The 18,713-nt window shown below is 44.7% G+C and carries 20 protein-coding genes; 13 read left to right on the top strand and 7 right to left on the bottom strand.

From position 1 onward, the window contains the following. The first annotated feature begins 6 nt into the window (after window positions 1-6). From cobU to btuD, 6 genes are all read left to right on the top strand, one after another. Complete coding sequence (gene cobU, locus VNE01S_RS12685; protein WP_053394024.1) at window positions 7-537, top strand: bifunctional adenosylcobinamide kinase/adenosylcobinamide-phosphate guanylyltransferase; 531 nt, start codon at window positions 7-9, stop codon at window positions 535-537. A 1-nt stretch (window position 538) separates the two neighbouring features. Continuing rightward, window positions 539-1,153 (top strand): histidine phosphatase family protein, encoded by a 615-nt coding sequence (locus tag VNE01S_RS12680; RefSeq protein ID WP_053394025.1) that lies wholly within the window; start codon window positions 539-541, stop codon window positions 1,151-1,153. A gap of 25 nt (window positions 1,154-1,178) precedes the next feature. Next, window positions 1,179-2,969 (top strand): M3 family oligoendopeptidase, encoded by a 1,791-nt coding sequence (locus tag VNE01S_RS12675; protein ID WP_053394026.1) that lies wholly within the window; start codon window positions 1,179-1,181, stop codon window positions 2,967-2,969. Between the two features lie 208 nt (window positions 2,970-3,177). Further along, entirely contained in the window at window positions 3,178-4,206 is a 1,029-nt protein-coding gene (locus VNE01S_RS12670; RefSeq protein ID WP_053394027.1) for a succinylglutamate desuccinylase, read from the top strand. Window positions 4,207-4,325: 119 nt separating this feature from the next. Beyond that, window positions 4,326-5,321 (top strand): vitamin B12 ABC transporter permease BtuC, encoded by a 996-nt coding sequence (btuC, locus tag VNE01S_RS12665; RefSeq protein ID WP_053394028.1) that lies wholly within the window; start codon window positions 4,326-4,328, stop codon window positions 5,319-5,321. Further along, window positions 5,308-6,063, top strand: coding sequence for a vitamin B12 ABC transporter ATP-binding protein BtuD (gene btuD / locus VNE01S_RS12660; protein WP_053394029.1), 756 nt, complete (start codon window positions 5,308-5,310; stop codon window positions 6,061-6,063). The genes btuC and btuD overlap by 14 nt, the downstream gene beginning before the upstream one ends. Window positions 6,064-6,346: 283 nt before the next feature. Here btuD and VNE01S_RS12655 read toward each other — a convergent pair whose 3' ends face one another. After that, a complete protein-coding gene (locus VNE01S_RS12655; protein WP_053394030.1) occupies window positions 6,347-6,922 on the bottom strand; it encodes a nucleoside triphosphate pyrophosphohydrolase family protein in 576 nt (191 codons plus the stop codon). Window positions 6,923-7,088: 166 nt separating this feature from the next. Here VNE01S_RS12655 and VNE01S_RS12650 point away from each other — a divergent pair, with 166 nt between their 5' ends. Continuing rightward, window positions 7,089-8,159 carry a sensor domain-containing diguanylate cyclase gene (locus VNE01S_RS12650; RefSeq protein WP_053394031.1) on the top strand — a complete coding sequence of 357 codons (1,071 nt, stop codon included), beginning with the start codon at window positions 7,089-7,091 and terminating at the stop codon, window positions 8,157-8,159. A gap of 43 nt (window positions 8,160-8,202) precedes the next feature. Here VNE01S_RS12650 and VNE01S_RS12645 read toward each other — a convergent pair whose 3' ends face one another. Together VNE01S_RS12645 and VNE01S_RS12640 are read right to left on the bottom strand one after the other, a co-directional pair. After that, window positions 8,203-8,763: a DUF1415 domain-containing protein gene (locus VNE01S_RS12645; RefSeq protein ID WP_053394032.1), complete on the bottom strand. Its 561-nt coding sequence runs from the start codon at window positions 8,761-8,763 to the stop codon at window positions 8,203-8,205. Next, window positions 8,760-10,007 carry an MFS transporter gene (locus VNE01S_RS12640; protein WP_053394033.1) on the bottom strand — a complete coding sequence of 416 codons (1,248 nt, stop codon included), beginning with the start codon at window positions 10,005-10,007 and terminating at the stop codon, window positions 8,760-8,762. Before VNE01S_RS12640 ends, VNE01S_RS12645 begins: the two co-directional genes overlap by 4 nt. Before the next feature lie 110 nt (window positions 10,008-10,117). On the opposite strand from VNE01S_RS12640, the gene VNE01S_RS12635 reads away from it, so the two are divergent. Next, complete coding sequence (locus VNE01S_RS12635; protein WP_053394086.1) at window positions 10,118-10,987, top strand: LysR family transcriptional regulator; 870 nt, start codon at window positions 10,118-10,120, stop codon at window positions 10,985-10,987. Window positions 10,988-11,109: 122 nt separating this feature from the next. Then, entirely contained in the window at window positions 11,110-12,567 is a 1,458-nt protein-coding gene (modF, locus tag VNE01S_RS12630; protein WP_053394034.1) for a molybdate ABC transporter ATP-binding protein ModF, read from the top strand. Window positions 12,568-12,688: 121 nt separating this feature from the next. Here modF and VNE01S_RS12625 read toward each other — a convergent pair whose 3' ends face one another. Beyond that, complete coding sequence (locus tag VNE01S_RS12625) at window positions 12,689-12,919, bottom strand: glutaredoxin family protein (RefSeq protein ID WP_053394035.1); 231 nt, start codon at window positions 12,917-12,919, stop codon at window positions 12,689-12,691. Window positions 12,920-13,029: 110 nt separating this feature from the next. On the opposite strand from VNE01S_RS12625, the gene VNE01S_RS12620 reads away from it, so the two are divergent. Further along, on the top strand, window positions 13,030-13,533 hold the full coding sequence (locus VNE01S_RS12620) for a M48 metallopeptidase family protein (RefSeq protein WP_053394036.1): 504 nt from the start codon (window positions 13,030-13,032) through the stop codon (window positions 13,531-13,533). Window positions 13,534-13,538: 5 nt separating this feature from the next. Beyond that, window positions 13,539-14,603: a 23S rRNA (adenine(1618)-N(6))-methyltransferase RlmF gene (gene rlmF / locus VNE01S_RS12615; RefSeq protein WP_053394037.1), complete on the top strand. Its 1,065-nt coding sequence runs from the start codon at window positions 13,539-13,541 to the stop codon at window positions 14,601-14,603. 52 nt (window positions 14,604-14,655) lie between these two features. On the opposite strand, the gene VNE01S_RS12610 is transcribed toward rlmF, so the two are convergent. Further along, the gene (locus VNE01S_RS12610; RefSeq protein ID WP_053394038.1) at window positions 14,656-15,651 is read right to left on the bottom strand and encodes an NADP-dependent oxidoreductase; all 996 of its coding nucleotides are present in this window, start codon (window positions 15,649-15,651) and stop codon (window positions 14,656-14,658) included. Between the two features lie 189 nt (window positions 15,652-15,840). On the opposite strand from VNE01S_RS12610, the gene VNE01S_RS12605 reads away from it, so the two are divergent. Continuing rightward, window positions 15,841-16,269, top strand: a complete 429-nt coding sequence (locus VNE01S_RS12605; RefSeq protein ID WP_053394039.1) for a MarR family winged helix-turn-helix transcriptional regulator — start codon at window positions 15,841-15,843, stop codon at window positions 16,267-16,269. A gap of 78 nt (window positions 16,270-16,347) precedes the next feature. On the opposite strand, the gene pilW is transcribed toward VNE01S_RS12605, so the two are convergent. After that, window positions 16,348-17,058 (bottom strand): type IV pilus biogenesis/stability protein PilW, encoded by a 711-nt coding sequence (gene pilW / locus VNE01S_RS12600; protein WP_082331632.1) that lies wholly within the window; start codon window positions 17,056-17,058, stop codon window positions 16,348-16,350. Window positions 17,059-17,215: 157 nt separating this feature from the next. Continuing rightward, on the bottom strand, window positions 17,216-18,157 hold the full coding sequence (gene metA, locus VNE01S_RS12595; RefSeq protein WP_053394041.1) for a homoserine O-acetyltransferase MetA: 942 nt from the start codon (window positions 18,155-18,157) through the stop codon (window positions 17,216-17,218). A 130-nt stretch (window positions 18,158-18,287) separates the two neighbouring features. Between metA and VNE01S_RS12590 the strand changes: the two genes are divergently transcribed. Then, complete coding sequence (locus VNE01S_RS12590) at window positions 18,288-18,668, top strand: ATP-binding protein (RefSeq protein WP_053394042.1); 381 nt, start codon at window positions 18,288-18,290, stop codon at window positions 18,666-18,668. The last annotated feature ends 45 nt before the right edge of the window (window positions 18,669-18,713 follow it).

The following is an 18,713-nucleotide window of genomic DNA, read 5'->3' as shown; positions in this document are numbered from 1 at the left end:
AAGGGTATGACAATACATTTGATCTTGGGCGGTGCTCGCTCGGGTAAATCCAGTTATGCAGAGTCTTTGGTGATGGGCTCCAGTCAGCAGCATTCTTTACATTATGTCGCTACGGCGCTCGCTTTTGATGAAGAAATGCAGCAGCGTATCTATCACCATCAAAGCAGAAGAAACGATCGTTGGATCGAGCATGAGTGCCCGATTCAATTGCCGGATCTGATTTCACAGTTTAATGAAAATGATGTGGTTTTGGTTGATTGCCTCACATTGTGGATGAATAACGTCATCTTTAATCACGGTGAAACCGCGACGGAGGAGACGATCTCCGCGCAGGTGCAACATTTAGTCACCGCGTTGGAAGCCTCCTCGGCCAATATTGTTCTCGTGTCTAACGAAGTCGGTTTAGGGGTTGTACCTATGGGGGAAGTGACAAGGTTATTTGTCGATCATGCTGGCTGGATGAACCAAGCCATTGCAAAAGTCGCCCACAAGGTGACATTTGTTGCAGCAGGCTTGCCTATGTCGCTAAAGGGGTAACATGTTGAAAAAAATCAATATCTACTTACTTCGTCATGGTAAAACGGTTGGTGAACCTGCACTATACGGTCGCACTGATGTTGCGGTAGATGAGACAACACAAAACCAAATTTGTGCACAATTGCTAGAACAAGACTGGGCAATTAAACAGGTAGTTAGTTCTCCACTTAGACGTTGCAGAGAGTTGGCCGAGAAATTGGCTAAAGCGAACCCAGAGTTAGCCCTACAAATTTGTGATGATATCCAAGAGATGGATTTTGGTGACTTGGATGGAAAACCGTTTGATTCTGTGCAGCACCACTGGCCTCAGTTAGAACAATTTTGGCAGGATCCCGCGCTCAATACGCTACCGAACGCCGAAACTTTGAACTCATTTTATACAAGAGTATCAATATTTTGGCAGCAGTTTGTAGAGAACGTCGCAGAAGATACATTGATTGTTTGTCATGGTGGGACGATTCGCATGATATTAGCGACACTTTTACCTTTAGATTGGCGAAACAGTGAACTGTACTCTGTTTTACAAATTCACCACCAATCGATCAGTCACATTCAAATTATGAAAGCAGATACGACATTTAAACGGGTTTGCTCTGTATCAGCCCCGCTTAGCTAAGTCGTCCAGCAAGGAACACAAAAAGATGACCACACCAAAATGGGATCTCTCTATTGCTTATCAAGGATTAAGCGATAGCAAAATCTCTCAAGATATTGAACTGATTCAACAGTGTATCGAAACACTGACGCTACACACCGATTCAAGAACCTCTGTGTCAGTGATGCAAAACGCCATCCAAACACGTGAAGCGGCAGGAAAGCTTCTTGCGACTATTAACACCTTCGCGCAGTGCCATGCTTCTGTTGATGCCAGTAATGGTGATGCTAAAAGTCTAGTGGGTCGCTTGGCGAAGCTAAACTCTCAACTAAGCCAGGCATTTACACCGTATCAAGATGCATTAGTGACACAGCCAGAGTCTTTTATTCAAGAGGTGTTGGCGCACGAGAGTGAAGATGTGTCTGGTCAAGGTTTCCAGATCTTCACGGAGAGAAAACTAGCAGATACCAAACTGGGTATTGCCGAAGAGCAGTTAATGTCGGCGTTGGAAGTAGACGGTAAAGATGCTTGGGGAAGACTGTACGACAATATTACCGGTTCTTTGCAAGTCACGTTAGAGAACGAAGAAAAGGCCAAAGTCGGTCTTTCTAAAGCGGCCAGTACTTTGTATGGCACGGATTTCGAGGCACAGAAACCCGCTTGGTTGGGCATTCAAAATGCGATGCGACAACACCAAGAGTCGTTTGCTGCCATTTTAAATGCGCTGGCTGGTTGGCGACTGACGGAATATCAAAAGCGTTCCAAAGTGCGTGATGTGCACTTTTTAGAAGCAAGCCTGCACGGTAGCCGCATTGAACAAACAACACTTGATGCGATGATCAGCACCGCTAAAGCTAACCGCCATGTCGGTCAAAAAGCGGGTAAGTTGATGGCTCGCGTTCATGGCTTAGAACAAATGGCACCGTGGAATCATTTAGCAGGCATGCCGAGCTTAACGGATGCAGAGCCAAAAGTTTATGAGTTTGATGAAGCGATAGACATCATCCGCTCCGCATTTTCTACCGTTGATCCAGAAATGGCAGAGTTCGTGACGTTAATGGTCAAAAATGGCTGGATTGATGCGGCACCGACTGAAAACCGTCGCTTAGGCGCGTACTGCACTAAATTTGCTGCGACACGCACACCACTGGTATTTATGACCTGGGGCGGCAGCCGATCTCATCTTTTGACGTTGGCGCATGAAATTGGTCACGCTTTCCATAACTGGGTGATGCGCGACATGCCATTATGTCAGACTCGTTATCCAATGACATTAGCGGAAACCGCCTCTATTTTTGCCGAGAATACCGTACGTGACTACTTACTCGGCCAAGCGGAAACTCGCGAAGAAAAGTTAGAGATGCTTTGGGAGGAGCTATCAAGCTGTTACGCATTGATGGTGAATATTCCTGTACGCTACGAGTTTGAAAAGTCTTTCTATGAAAAGCGCGCAGAGGGTGAACTGGAAGCAGGGCAACTGTGTGATTTAATGAGCGAAACTTGGAAAGAGTGGTATGGGGATTCAATGTCTGAACCTGATCCGTATTTCTGGGCCAGCAAACTTCATTTCTCAATTTCTCAGGTGAGCTTCTATAACTACCCATATCTGTTTGGTTATCTGTTCAGTATTGGCGTATACGCACAGCGTGAGAGTAAAGGTGAACAATTCTACCAAGATTACGTTAATTTGCTTCGTGATACTGGTTCAATGATGGCGGAAGACGTTGTGCAAAAACACCTTGGTATGGATTTATCTAGCCAAGAGTTCTGGCAGCAGAGTATTGACCGTGTGGCAAGCAAAATTGATGAGTTTGAATCTTTGCTTGATCAACTATAGTCACGCTTTGTTTGTGGTATTATTGCGTAGCCGGGCTTGTTCCCCCGGCTATTTTGCATTTGCGAGCGCGCTTAGTAGTGATTAACTGAGTGCAAACTAAGCAAATTATTATGTGACACGTCAACGAGTGTTTATAAGTGAGATCCTCTCCATATAATTTGCGAATACAATTCATTAACATACTCGCTGTGCAATAAAGGAGTAGCGCATGACGAACAACCTCTTTCGCCAATCTTTTCTTTTTGACAGCTTAGATTTAGAACAAGAAATGCCCGCTGCAGAAATGACAGTGGCTGGTGGAACTGTCTTTAAACTGCATCAACGCGGTGTTTTGGAAGTTATCCCTAAGAATCTTTCTAACGACAGTAAACACATTATTTTATCTTGCGGTGTTCATGGTGATGAAACTGCACCGATGGAAATCGTAGATAAAATCATTTCAGATATTGAGTCCGGTTTTCAACCAATCACTGAAAGATTGCTATTTATTATTGCTCACCCTGAAGCAACCAATGCACATACGCGTTTTCTGGATGTGAATTTAAATCGTCTCTTTGATGATAAAGAGTACGAACCATCTAAAGAACGCGACATCGCGGCCAATCTTAAACACATCGTCACAGACTTTTATCAAGATACCGAGCAGCAACAGCGTTGGCACCTTGATTTGCATTGTGCTATCCGCGAGTCGAAACATTATTCATTTGTTGTCAGTCCCAAGACTCGTCATCCGGTAAGAAGCAAAGCGTTGATGGACTTCGTGGCAAGTGCTCACCTTGAAGCGGTGATGTTCTCTAACGCGCCGTCTAGCACGTTTAGCTGGTTTAGTGCCGAACACTTTGGTGCGCAAGCTCTGACGGTTGAACTTGGTCGCGTCGCACGCATTGGTGAGAACGATCTGGAAAAACTGGTCGCGTGTGATCTGGCTCTTCGTGATTTGGTTGCGTCGACAAAACCTGAGCATTTACCACGTAAGCCAGTGATGTACCGAGTAAGCCGTACTATCGTCCGTTTACATGATGACTTTGATTTTCTGTTCGATGACAATGTCGAAAACTTTACCGCGTTTAAACATGGCGAAGTGTTTGGCCACGACGGCGATAAACCTCTGATGGCTAAGAATGAAGGCGAAGCGATCGTATTCCCCAATCGACACGTTGTGATTGGTCAGCGAGCCGCATTGATGGTTTGCCCAGTCAAAACTCGTTATGAAGAAGATCAGATCGTTTACGACTAACCCCTTCACTGTCTAAATTCATGGTTCAGGCTTCCTATTTCAATGGCTTAACGGTATCGTTAAGCCATTAATTGTTGTGCCAAAATAATGGGCAACAAACTCAATTTTATCGAGCATTCATGGAATTTAGTCAGTTAATCCAGCGCAAGCAGCGCCGTTGGAATCTTTTTGCGATAGTCGCCACTCTCAGTCTCGTTTTCCTGAGCATTATCTACTTGATGGTCGGGGAAGTAATCATCTCGCCGTTTTCAGAAGTAACGCCATTAATGGAGAAACTTGTTCTCCAACTTCGTTTCCCTCGTTTATTGACTGCTATCGCGATTGGTGCGGCACTTGCTGTCTCTGGTGCGGTGTTGCAAGTGTTACTGGGTAATGTGCTTGCAGAACCCGGTGTCTTGGGTATTTCCGGTGGCGCCAGCGTCATGATGGTTCTGGTAATGTTTTTTCTTCCGATGTTTGCCACCCCTATTGGTTTTATGGTTTCTGCGGTTGCGGGGGCACTGCTTTTTACGTTGCTACTGGTCTTTTTTGCGCGCTCGGCAAGATTAACCACGACTCGGCTTCTATTAGTCGGGGTTGCTTTAGGCATACTCAGTGGGGCTGTGGTCACCTGGGCGTTCTATTTTAGCGATGAACTAAGTCTGCGTCAGTTGATGTACTGGCTAATGGGAAGCGTGGGCGGTGCAAGTTGGCATCACCATATTCTGACCTTATTCCTAATTCCTGTGTTGGTGTGGCTTTGTTTTAAAGGGCAGGTGCTGGATAAGCTCATGATGGGCGAGCTCCATGCCAAGCAGTTGGGGATTGATGTGGAAGCGGTTCGATGGAAACTGATCCTTGCCGTTTCTGTGCTGGTTGGTGGCGCAGTTGCCCTTGGCGGGATTATAGGTTTTGTGGGGTTAGTGGTCCCTCATCTATTACGATTGGCGTTGGGTAGCGAGAACCGTTATTTATTGCCGTTGTCTGCGCTAAGTGGTGCCACGCTTCTGGTGTTTGCGGACATTATCGCTCGTACCTCTTTGGAGTCAGCAGAGTTACCTTTAGGAGTCGTAACGACAACCATTGGTGCCCCTGTGTTTATTTGGATGCTGGTGAAAAATCATGATTCGCATTAATAGCCTATCTGTCGGCTCAAGACTGCTTCCTCTCTCGTTAACTGTCGAAAAAGGGCAAGTTCTCCATGTCATTGGCCCAAATGGAAGCGGAAAAAGCACGTTTTTATCGGCTTTATCAGGTCTACTCGAATGTGGTGGCAATGCGTTTATTGATGAGTTGGATGTAAGGCAGTCATCCCTTGAGGCATTAGCGAGTTATCGGGCTTTTTTAAGTCAGAGTGATCGACCTGCGTTTAACCTCATCGTTGCGCAGTACTTAATGCTGTCCATTCCAGCCAGCGCACAGGCAGATACTACTCAAGTAGATAGCACGGTCCGTGAGCTAGCTTGTTTATTAGAATTGGAAGATAAGTTGCTCAGACCTATTCATCACCTGTCTGGCGGTGAGTGGCAAAGAGTTCGGTTGTGTGCAATTTGTCTACAGATATGGCCGACATTGAACCCTAACGCAAAACTATTGATTCTGGATGAACCCGCCGCACCACTCGATATTGGTCAGGAAGGGCTGCTTTATAAGCTGATCCGTAAAGTAGCTGATATGGGCATCACGGTCGTAATGTCGAATCATGATCTTAACCGAACAATGCACAATGCGGATAAAGTATTGCTGTTGGAAAACGGCGTCATTCAGCAGTGTGGAGCACCGGAAACGGTATTAACAGAAGAAGAGTTGGCTCGCGTGTTTAAAACGCAGGTGACGAAGGCATTGGTTGACTCAAAACTGGTACTCATTTTTGATTGATGCGCCTGAACAGCATGTTCAATTTGGTGCATTTTGCACTTTCTCGGCTCATCGGGACGTTTATTTTGAGTAATACAGGTTTTAGTACTTAGTAAAATCAATGAGTTAGTTTAAATAAAAACTGGCACACAAATGGCTTTAGTTAGAACGATACATTCTCGTTCTTGTTAGGCTAAGCCAATGTAAAGGGAGACCGGCAGGTTGGTGAACGTTAAGCCTTGTTGCTTTATGGCAGCTTCCGCCACCTATGGTTAGCCCAAGGTGGCGGTTTTTTATCTGTACTTTACGCGGTTAGCGCCGCTAAATCAGCAGGACGGTAGTAAACCGATTTCAGTACTTTACCTTGGCGAATGGTTTTACTCTCTGAAACGAAATCTTCTGCGCACTTAGCAATAATGTAGTCGCCTTTTTGCACAGCCATCAATTTGATGCCTTGTTCTGCGTAATACGCTTCTGTATCGGCGTACTCTTTTTCACTACGACATACTTTGCTCATGTTACTTGAATGCACTTCGTCCCAGCATGGGATGAAGTCGATACCGCGGTTTACCGCAACATTAAGAAGTAGGTCAATCAGGTAAGTGATCGCGAGATTATCTTCAATCTTGTCATTGCCTAGGTGAACCAAACGGCCCATCAAAACATAAACGCTATCAACGATTGCATCTGCTTGCTCTGTTTTGCTATCTGCTTCTGCCAGTTCAGTCAGCTCTTCAATCGCTAGAGAAGTGTGTAGCGTATCTGCTTTCTCATCTAGGCTGTCTGGAGAAGCGACAGGGAGATCAAAAGTGCTACGGAACTCTGTGATATCGCGGTAAAGATGCTCAAAGATTTCGTTGGTAAGTTTAGAAAGGTGCATATCCTGGACCTAGATTGATTTACGGTGCCGCAATACTACCAAAGCAGAACGTAAGCCGCCATTTTTATGGGCTCTGTAGCAAAAAACAGCCCTAAACATAAGATTAAACTGCTGACTGTGCTTAAGATAACTCGATATCCATTAATTTTGTTCGCCGAGATTGCTTATGGTTAAAGAAAACGAAAGTGAAAAAGTCATCAGGCGCTTGTATCAAATCACCAGTAATTATCAGTGTGGCTTTGAGGTGCAAATGAGCCAGTTGCTGAAAATGGGCTTGGAACGTTTTGATCTTGATATTGGCATTCTTTCTTGTATTGAAGGTGATGTCTATACCGTACTTCATTGCGAAACCCCTGAAGGGGCGGAGCTAAACCCAGGTGATACATTTAACCTTGAGTCGACCTATTGCCAAATCACCTGTAGTGCACGTGAACCTATTGCGATTGAAAGTATGGGTAAGAATGACAAATACGCATTTCATCCTGCCTACAAAGCGTTTGGGTTAGAGTCTTATATCGGTATTCCTATTTTGGTTGAAGGGATGCTGTTTGGTACGTTGAATTTCTCTTCTGCGAAAGCCTATCCTCGGAAGTTTAAAGCGATTGATATCGATGCACTAAAGTTGATGGCATCTTGGATAGAAGTGGAGGTGATTCGAAGAAAACAGGAGCAGCGACTTCTGGAGCTAAACGAATATCTAGAATATCAAGCTCACCACGACCCTCTCACTAAGGTGGCTAATCGACGTAGTTTGTTTAAAACACTGAATTTGGAGATGGAGCAGCTCAATCGAAATTCTGGCCAAGGTAGCTTATTAGTCATTGATATAGATAACTTTAAGCGAGTCAATGACACCTACGGCCACCAAATTGGCGATGATGTTTTAAAGAAAACGGCCAATCAGCTCAAATTGGTACTGAGTGAGAACGATTTTATCGCCAGAATGGGCGGGGAAGAGTTTGTAGTGTGGCTACCAGAGCGCAGTCTATGGCGAAGAAGAGCGTTAGTTGAACAGTTGCATCGCGCTGTGAATGAGATTGTCTTGGATGGCGAACCCGTCACTGTATCGATAGGTGTGTGCGAGTTGGATTTGACTCACTCTTTGGCTGAAAGCTACAACAAGTCGCTTCTCGAACAGTCTCTGGCAATGGCAGACAGAGCTTTGTATGGAGCTAAGGATGAAGGTAGAAATCTGGTGCGTTATGAATCGTTAAGTATTGAGGCCGCCACGCAGTGAATGCAGTGAAGAGCACCACACGTGATGCTCATTAATACTCTGTTTATCGAAACAGATACGGGAAGAGCTTGCGACGTTCTTCTGCGGTGAGTGCTTCGACGCGAGCAATGTTGGTGTCAGGGATCGCTTCCGGGTTAGGGTAATGCTTCAACACTCGCTCCATACTCTCTTCACGAATCAAATGGAACACCGGATAAGGAGAGCGGTTAGTAAGGTTTTCATCGTCTTCTGGATCAGCGCCACCAAAGCAGTAATCAGGGTGGAATGTGGCTAACTGAAATACGCCTTCCCAATCTTGTTGGCGAATTAATGCTTCGACCCAATCGATAAACAAATTGTAGTCATAGAAATCATCTAACATATTAGGTACCACAACCAGTGTGGTCTCTAATTCATCGGGTGATTTTGACTCTAGCTCCAACAGCTGGCTAAGAATATCTTCCAATAAAGCTTCTTCTTTATCCGCTTCACTCACAAAGATCTTAATCTGTTTATTTCGTTGTGGTTTCGCAGCAAATGGGCACAAATTTAATCCAATAACGACATCGTTGAGCCATTGGTTCACTTGTTCTGCAATAGCAGTTGTTGAACTTTTATCCGTCATTTTGATTCCAGGTTTGAATTTGCTGCAAGAATAGCAGAATCCTCCAAATGTGGCTCGTTTTGTGTTTTGCCTGAATAGTCTTTGGCTAACTTATAGAACAAGATAAACATGAGTGCGTAGAGAGCGAGTCCGCCTTGTATTACGGTGCTCCACCCGCCACTTTGCCAACAATAAATAAGGAAGAACCCACCGATACTGCCTCCCACATAATAATGGACAAGATAAAGTGCAGTTGCGGTTGCTTTGGCATGCGTCGCTTTTTGGCTAACCCAAGCGTAAGCAAGAGTATGGGTGAAAAATGCTCCAGAGCTAATCAGCAGCAAGCCCAACACCATCATTGGAATACTCTCAAAATATGCGATTAGCATGCCCGTCAAACTGATCAAAGAACCCGCAATCATGCCCGGAATCTGTGGGTAGCGTTTGCTCCATACCGACGTAAGTTTAGAACTCAGTGTACCTGCCAAATAACACAAGAAGATAAATGAGGCTAAGCCTATTGGCAGCGAGTGGGGAGCCGCCACCATTCTAAAGCCCATCACCGAATAAAGGTTAACGAATAGGGCGAAATTAACGCCGCCAATCAGCATGGCAATCCAAATGGTTTTATTACGCAGATGTTTGACGAGCGCTCGGTTATGGTAACGGAGCATGCCTCGTTGTGGTTTGAAGTGTTGCTGTTTAGGTAACAAGTATGCTACGGCAATGCTTCCTACCAGCGTGACAGCCGCGATTGCGATAACCGCTTGTTGCCAGCCAAACGCGTCAGTCAGGGTTCCTCCGGCGATACGCCCGACGATGCCCCCCAATGAGTTGGCTGCGATATATCCACCAATTGCTCGGCTAAAAGCTTGTTCTGAAAGTTCTTCCACCATATAAGCAACGGCGACAGAGGCAAACGCCGCGAGCGCAATCCCCAGCACTGCTCTTAACAAGATCATAGCCATTAACGTTTGGCTAAACAGCATGGCGACACCAATGACTGGCATAGCAAGCAGTCCAAGCAGCATGACGCTTCTTCGCCCGAATGATTCGGACGCCACCGCCCACGGAACCAAACATACCGAGAGCGCTAACGTAGACGCTGCAAAAATCCAGTTGATTTGAGTTTCACTAACGGAGAAGTGTTGCGCCATGAAAGGCAGCATCGGCTGGAAAAGGTATAAATTACAAAACACTAAAAAAGAGCCCAGAGCGAGGCATAGTGTGACTTGTCGATACTCTTTAGTGCCAGATTCTATCATGCTAATGAAATACAAAATGAGTGGATAATGTGATCAAGTTATCAGTGGATGGTGGATTGATAAAATATATTAAAAATATCGATGTGATATATTTTTTATATTGGGTAATTATGGACTCGAAACACCTACGACATTTTGTTGCGGTTGCTGAACACAGCCATTTCACTTTGGCGGCAAAAGCGCTTCATATTGCGCAACCTGCGCTGAGTATCTCAATCAAAAAGTTTGAGCAACACCTAGGCGTAGAACTCTTTCGCCGTGAAGATCGCAAAGTGACGTTAACTCACGAAGGGAAAGTGCTGTATGAACATGCCAAGCGCGTTTTGCAGCAGCTTGAAGACGCGCAGCTTGCCATTGATGAGCTAAAAGGATTGGAGAAAGGGGAGGTCAGACTTGGGGCACCCAGTATGATGGGCTCTTACTTTTTCCCTGAGATAATGATGGCGTTTAAGATGCAGTACCCGAATCTTAAACTCACTCTGGTTGATGCAGGGACAGGCTCAATCAAACAAATGTTGCTTGATGGCGAGTTGGATTTCGGCGTTATCAATAACGAAGACGTGCCAGAAGATTTGGAGGTTGACCCTTTACTGGACAGCGAAATGGTTGCCGTGGTTGGCAAGCAGCACCCTATTGCACAGCAAGAAACCATTACCTTTGAACAGTTTTTTGACAATGAACTTGTGATGTTTCAGCCGGGGTATTTTCATCGGGATTTTATCGATAAAAAGATAAAACAATATGGAAAAGAAGTGCAGTTTTCCTTTGAAACCAATCTTTTACCAGTCATTTTGAATATTGTGAAACATGAGTTCGCTATTACGGCCTTGCTTGAGTTGGTCACCCAGCATGAAGCTGACGTGGTTGCTGTGCCGTTCGAAGAACGCGTCCGCTTAAACCTTGCGCTTGCATGGCGCCGAGATGGTTATTTATCCGTTGCAGATCGCACCTTTATCGAATTTGTAAAGCAATACACCTAGCCCGACGGTGCAAACTGTCAGTTTCACACTTTTATAAATATGGATCGCGCGAAATGGCTGATTGAAGTAGTTTGTTCTGACTAAAAATAAAAATGCCGTTATGAAGGTAAGGATACCCACCAATGCAAATCAACATACAAGATCTGAGCGTAGACTCGGGAAGTAACCACCTAAGAATCGATAGTTGGAGTATAAAAGAAAATCAATCGTGGGGAGTGTTCAGCACCGAAGGAGATATAGGTTCGGCCCTCGGTTGTCTATTGTGTGACGAACTGGAGGCCCCAGCCCATGCGCTGGATAAAAGTGTCGGGAGAGTCGCTCAAGTGTCGCTTGTTGAGCAACAGCGATTATTGGACGAGGAGATCGCCAAAGATGACACCGATTTTCTCGATAGGATTGATACAGGCAGCAGCGTGTATTCACTGATTTTCTCTCAATGCAATGATGAGGTGTTAACGCAGAAACTCCTCACTGATCTTGATATCGAGCACTTACAGAAAAGTGGCTTCCGAGTTCTTTCTACCGGGGAAACGCGCCGGGTAATGTTAGCCCGCGCTTTGGCCACTAAGCCCGATCTTGTCGTGCTTGATAACCCATTTACTGGTCTTGATATTGGGCACCGCGAGACCTTGGCGCAATACCTTGAGGAGTTGGCAAAAACGACGCAGATGATCGTCACGTTCAACCGAGAAGAAGACATGCCTACGTGGGTGGAACAAATTGCGTTGTTCAATCATGGTCACCTTGACAGCATTATGGATAAGGCTGAGTGGGAGAGTCACCCTGTTATTGCGCAGATTAAGGCACAATCCAAGCAACAAAGTGAAAAAATGCTGGCACTGATTCAGCGATATCAACACGACCCATACTTTTCGAATCCGTTGTTTGAAATTCATCAAGGGGAAGTGGCTTATACCGACAAGACCATCTTTACGGGGTTAAATTGGCGGATTGAAAATGGTCAGCATTGGCAAATCAAAGGCCCCAATGGTTGCGGGAAAAGTACGCTTTTAGGGCTGATTTTTGGTGACCACCCTCAGTGTTACTCCAACGATATCCATATCTTTGGTAAGAAGCGCGGCAGTGGAGAGTCAATCTGGGAGATCAAAAAGCACATTGGCATGGTTTCTTCAGCCTTACACCTACAATATCGAGTCAGTTGTAAAGCGATAGAGGTGATTCTATCCGGCTTTTACGATTCGATCGGTTTATATCAGCAGCCAACCAAGAAAGAGATTGAAATTGCCAGAGAATGGCTTGAGATCCTCCATATGTCTCATCATGCCAATGATTCGTTTCGAACGCTGGAATATGGACAGCAACGACTATTACTGATTGCTCGTGCGATCGTAAAACAACCTGCTTTGCTTATCTTGGACGAGCCATATCAAGGGTTGGATTATCTAGGACGTCGCTTGGTCAAAAATACTTTAGAGTTGATAGCGCGTGAGAATTTAAGCCAACTGCTTTATGTCTCACACTATCAAAAGGACAAGCTAGAGAGTATTCGCAACGAGCTGGAGTTTGTGTTTGATGATAGCAAACAGTGTTATCGCGCAGAGATAAACAGTGAGTTCTGAGGTTGCGCATTGCAGTGATGTAGCAAGATCTTTGATGTCACAGCGGCCATAAACCGATTACCGTGACGTCTGGCGAGTAAAATACAACAGGCGCGGACAAAACGTTCCGCGCCTATTTCGATCATTTACCCTTATACATACGTTCGAAGTTTTTCGGGTTCCAGCCAATCATATATTGGTCACCAACTTTCAGAACGGGTAACGAACGAGCGCCAATGGCGTCTAGCTCTTTACGGCCACGTTGCATTTTCGCGTTGGTCAGGCGGTACTGGTATCCTTTAGAATCCAGGTAACGCTGAGCGTCTTTGCAATGCGGGCATTTGTCTTTTACATACAGGACAAGTCGTTTCATTGGTTTTTCCTAATTCAAGCTCGTGGGAAGTGTAATGAAAAGACGGTGAATGGCAAGTCTGATTCGGGTAGACTACGCCTCTTCCAATCTAATAGCTAACCAACTGACTCATGAAACCGGTACTTAGATACATTCAAGGATATCCAGAGCATATCGTCACACCAGTCACGCAGCTGGTGGAATCTGGCAAGCTCACCACCTGGTTTGAGAAACGGTATCCGGAAAATCACACCATCAAGAGCGAAAAGGCACTGTTTGACTACACCATGGCGATAAAGAATCGCTATATGAAGAAAACCGCCCCTTTAAGCAAAGTGGTTTACGATAACAAGATTCATTTGATCAACAACGCGCTTGGTCTGCACACCTATGTAGCGAAAGTCCACGGCGGGAAGATTAAATCAAAAAATGAAATTCGTATTGCCAGTGTGTTTAAAAATGCCCCAGAGCCACTGCTGAGAATGCTAGTTGTTCACGAGCTTGCTCACTTAAAAGAGAAGGAGCATAACAAATCTTTTTACCAGTTATGCTGCCACATGGAGCCGGATTACCATCAGTTAGAGCTGGATGCTCGTTTGTTTATGATTTACCTTGAAACCGCAAAACAGAATTAAAACGCATGAATCAAGCTAATAAGCCAAACAGAGCGAAAGCCAAGCAAAATAAGTCATCTAAGGCAGAAACAAAGCAGCCAGAAATGAAAGTGACCACAGTGAAAGGTATCCCTGGCCTGCATAAGCGCAATCTTCACCAAGGGCGCTACGACTTTTCTAAACTCGTGGCAGCGCTGCCTGAGCTCAAACGTTTTGTGATTAAAAACCCTAGGGGTGAGCAGAGTATTAACTTTTCTGACCCAATGGCGGTTAAGTTATTAAATAAGGCGTTACTTGCGCATCATTACGGCGTCACGTATTGGGATATTCCGCAAGGTTATTTGTGTCCACCCATTCCAGGGCGTGCTGATTACGTCCACCGATTGGCCGAGCTCTTGAGCAAAGAATGTAAATCACTAAACCATAATTTGGTTCGCGCATTGGATATTGGTGTCGGTGCAAACTGCATATACCCGATTGTTGGTAGTACTCAATATGGGTGGGAATATGTTGGTTCCGATGTTGATCCTATATCGGTGAAAAACGCTAATCGGATTGCAGAACACAATCACGTGCTTAAAGGCAAGATTGAATGTCGACTGCAAAGCGATAGCCAGCACTTTTTTAAGGCCATTATTCAGCCCGGCGAGCACTACGACCTTACAACTTGTAATCCACCTTTCCACAAGTCTCTTCAAGACGCGCAACAAGGTACAGACCGTAAGTTGAAAAACTTGTCTGCCAACAAAGCAAAAAGAGGGCAGGAAGTTCAAAAACAATGCTCGAAAGAACCTAGTAAATTGAACTTCGGTGGCCAAAATGCAGAGTTATGGTGCCCGGGTGGAGAAGCGGCATTTATAAAAAATATGGCATTTGAAAGTCGTGATTTTTCGCGGCAAGTTCTTTGGTTTTCAACGTTGATCTCAAAGAAAGAGAATGTGCGCTGGATGAGGAAAAACCTAGAAAAAGCGGGTGCGAAAGAGGTACAAATCGTAGAAATGAGCCAAGGACAGAAAGTGAGCCGCTTTATGGCTTGGACGTTTAAAACCCCACAGCAAAGACAAGAATGGTTGAAGCTGAAGAGTAAATAACGCTAAAAATGCCCCCAACAACTGACAACGTTATTGGGGGCAAGGCATATAGTTAGACTCGAACTAGCATCTTACCTTTGTTTTTACCTTCAAACAGGCCGATAAACGCGTCTGCAGCATTGTCTAGACCTTCATATATGGTCTCTTCTGACGTTACTTTTCCTTCTTTCATCCATTGGCCCATTTGCTCAACGAATTCACCATAATGCTCCCAGTAGTCCATGACGATGTAACCTTGCATAGTGATCTTTTTAGTGTTGATCAGCAGTAAGTTGCTTGGGCCTGGCTGCGGAGTTTCGGCATTGTAATCTGAAATCATGCCACATACAGGAATGCGTCCATAAGGGTTCATCACATTAAGTGCTGCTTCTAGGTGAGCCCCACCAACGTTTTCAAAGTAAACGTCAATACCTTCAGGTGCGGCTTCACGCAGTGCTTTTGTTAAGTCATCTGTCTTCTTATAGTTGATAACCGCATCAACGCCCATTGCTTTGACCATCTCTGCTTTTTCATCTGAGCCGACAGAAGCGATCACCTTGCATCCATTGAGCTTGGCAATTTGGCAAACAACGCTACCTACAGCGCCCGATGCGGCGGAAACAAACACAGTGTCAGTAGGCTTAAGTTGTGCCACTTTGAACAAACCGACCCAGCCTGTTAGACCAGGCATACCCATAACACCAAGGAAGTGCTGCTCAGGAACACCAATAGCTGGAAGTAGCGCTAAATCGCTGCCATCGCTGATGAACGTGGTGCGCCATCCGCTGATGTGGCTTACTTTTGACCCGACAGGAAACGTTTCATTTTTTGATTCAACGACTTCGCCTACTGCGCCGCCTTCCAGAACGGCATCAATTTCGAAAGGCGCAATGTAAGAGTCGCTGACTACCATACGCCCACGCATGTATGGGTCAACAGACATCCATGTGTTTTTGACAAGTACTTCACCGTCTTTTAGTACAGGCAGTTCAATGTCAACAGACTTGAAGTTTTCTTTTGTAGGCATACCTGCTGGTCGAGATGCTAGGTGGATTTGATGGCTGTTCATTCTTTATCTCTCTTGCTATTTTATTTACTTACTCACAAATAGCTTGTGCGCAAATCATTTGTGAGTAAGTTAACTTTTAAAAAAGAAGAATGCAATATATTTGTTCAAAAATATTTTGCGCACAAATTATTTTAAAAGTCAGAAAATTTGATAACATATGCGCCCATACTAGAAAAGTTGGACCAACTCATGACTCAGAAATTATCAGATAACGTGTGTTTTGCTTTGTACACTGCGACGAACTCATTAGTTCGAGCGTTTCGTCCTATTCTGGATGAGTATGATTTAACTTACCCGCAGTACATAGTGATGCATTCCCTATGGTGCCAGGATAATGTTAGCCTGAAAGAGCTTTCGCATGATACGCATTTAGACTCGGGCACATTAACGCCCATCGTAAAACGGTTGGAATCGAAAGGGTTGCTAACAAGGAAAGTGTCGGAAGTTGATGAGCGAAAAAAGGTTATTTCATTGACTGACAAAGGGCTGCAATTACAAAAGGATGCGAATGAGCTTACGGCTGAACTCGAATCTCGTTCTAGCATGGCGGAAGATAGCATCGAAGCGTTAAGAGTGCTTTGTCTTGAACTGGATAAGAACCTACGAAAAAGTGATTGATGTGTGGTTAGTTGCGGTAAAGTGTGACGCTGGAAGGGCTATTTTCTCCAGCGTCTCGGGTTGTTAGCTGTGGAATGATTAGTTCATTTCTTCGAGCTTCTTACGATACTTGCTCTCTAAAGATTCATTTCCTGCTTTACCTTCCAGATCAGCGAGTAGTTTAAGCGACGTTTTTTGTACGCCATATCGCTGGTGGAACTTCATCAAACGAATTCTGGCTTTAACAAACTCGTCATCATCTATTTCTAATTTTGCCAAGTTAAGAAGCGAGCGGACTCGGTGAGGGTCGTGATCGAGCGTACGCGTGAAGTAGGTTTTGGCTTGCGCGGTATCACCGGATTTTAGTGCACAGAAAGCCGCATTCTCGTAGCTGGCAGATGTCAGATAATAATAGGGTTGTTCAATCGCTTTATTAAAGAACTTGTCTGCCTTTTCATAGTTCCCATGTTTACACAGAAATGTGCCGTAATTATTTAGGACATTCCCGTTTTTAGGGTGTTCTTTTAGCGCCGTTTCATACATCTGAGTGGCTAATTCTTTCTCACCAACCTTCTCGAAATAATGCGCCATAGAAAGTTGCGCACGGTAGTAGCCGGGATAGTGGTCTAACGCTTTCTCAAGATTTTCGCGTGATTTCACCATATTACCTTGTTCAAGGTAGCCAATTCCTAATTCAATCCTCGCTTCGGCACGCTCTTTTGGCGGTGCTAAGCTTTCAGCGTTTTGAGTAGATTCGACGGTAACACAACCAGTGATGGCAAAAGCTATAAGTATTGATAGACGACGCATAATATCTTTCTTATCGAATTATTTGTTGCATGTATAACGTAAAGAAAGCGCCGTGATGAGTTGATTCAAGGAACAATGCGACTGAGTCGGCAATTATAGTTGTGTGCCAGTTTCATATAAAACTAAAGGGCTGCAGTCAGCCCTTTAGTTAACAGTTTTAGTCATCTTTTGTGAAATTAGCTTCGCTAAAGTGGTCAAGGTCGTAAGGTGTTTGTTGGTAAACACAATAGTTCAACCAATTGGCGAAAAGTAAGTGGCCGTGGCTGCGCCAACTTGCAACGGGTTTGTTGTCTGGATTGTTATTTGGGTAGTAATTGACAGGGATTGCAGGTTCCATTCCTTCACCAAGATCGCGAATATATTCGTTGTGAAGGGTTAAAGAGTCGTACTCCGGATGGCCCGTAACAAAGACATTACGTTTATCTTTGGTTGCTGCTAGATAAACACCTGCAACATCTGAGGTTGCAAGAATATCTAGGTCGGTATGTTCTTCCAAATATTCAGGAGAGAAATCCGCATAGCGAGAGTGAGGTGCTAAGAATGTGTCGTCAAACCCACGCATTACAGCGTGGTATGGATGAAGCGTTTGATGATGGTAAACACCAGACAACTTTTCCTTACGCGTTCGTTTCGGTAAGTTGTAAAGCAGCTTTAATCCTGCTTGCGCCGCCCAACAGACGTATAGGGTAGAGGTCACATGCTCTTTAGCCCAGTTCATGATCGTTTGTAGATGATCCCAGTAAATCACATCTTCAAATTGGACCAAACCAAGTGGCGCACCCGTAATAATCAGACCATCAAAGTTCCTTTTTTGCACCATTTCAAATTGGCGATAGAAATTATCTAAATGCTCCGTAGGCGTATTTTTGCTTGGCCTATCGTCAATGCGTAGTAGCTCGATATCGACTTGTAATGGGCTGTTGGATAAAAGGCGTAGAAACTGAGTTTCCGTCTCAATTTTCTTCGGCATAAGATTAAGGATCAGGACCTTGAGCGGACGAATCTCCTGGGTAGAAGCACGAGATTCCGGCATAACGAAAATGTTTTCCTTTCGCAATACGTCAGATGCAGGTAGTTGATCGGGTATCTTAATCGGCACAGCTTACTCCCTAAGCAATGTTATGGACGTCTATACATCTAAACTTAACCCAATAACTTTGGCTTGTCGATAGCAATTTAGGGCCATTTCATATTAAGATCGGCGGCTATCGATTTTAATAATTATACCAATGACTTTTAAACTCACCCTAATTCGTGGTTTACCTGGTTCAGGAAAAAGCACGCTCGCAAAGAGCTTAGATATAAACCACTATGAAGCGGACATGTACTTCTTAGATCCAGAAGGGGTGTACAACTTCCAACCGAGTAAAATCGCATTGGCTCATGAATGGTGTCAGACCATGACGGAGAAAAGTTTGTCTCAAAAGCAGAGTGTTGTGGTCTCTAATACTTTTGTTCGTCGCTGGGAAATCGCGCCTTATTTTAAAATGGCAAAGCGCTATGGGGCAGAATTTCACGTTATCGAATGTGACGGTGAGTTTGGCAACGTTCATGGTGTTCAGCCCGATACGATCGAGCAAATGAAACAGCGCTGGCAAACATGGCAATAGACTAAAAATGCAATTGGCTGTATTTCCAGTTGTTTAATATGCTTT

Origin of the sequence: Vibrio nereis NBRC 15637, assembly GCF_001591105.1 — a bacterium.
GTDB classification, from domain to species: domain Bacteria; phylum Pseudomonadota; class Gammaproteobacteria; order Enterobacterales; family Vibrionaceae; genus Vibrio; species Vibrio nereis.
This window is presented reverse-complemented; position numbering and strand designations above follow the sequence as displayed.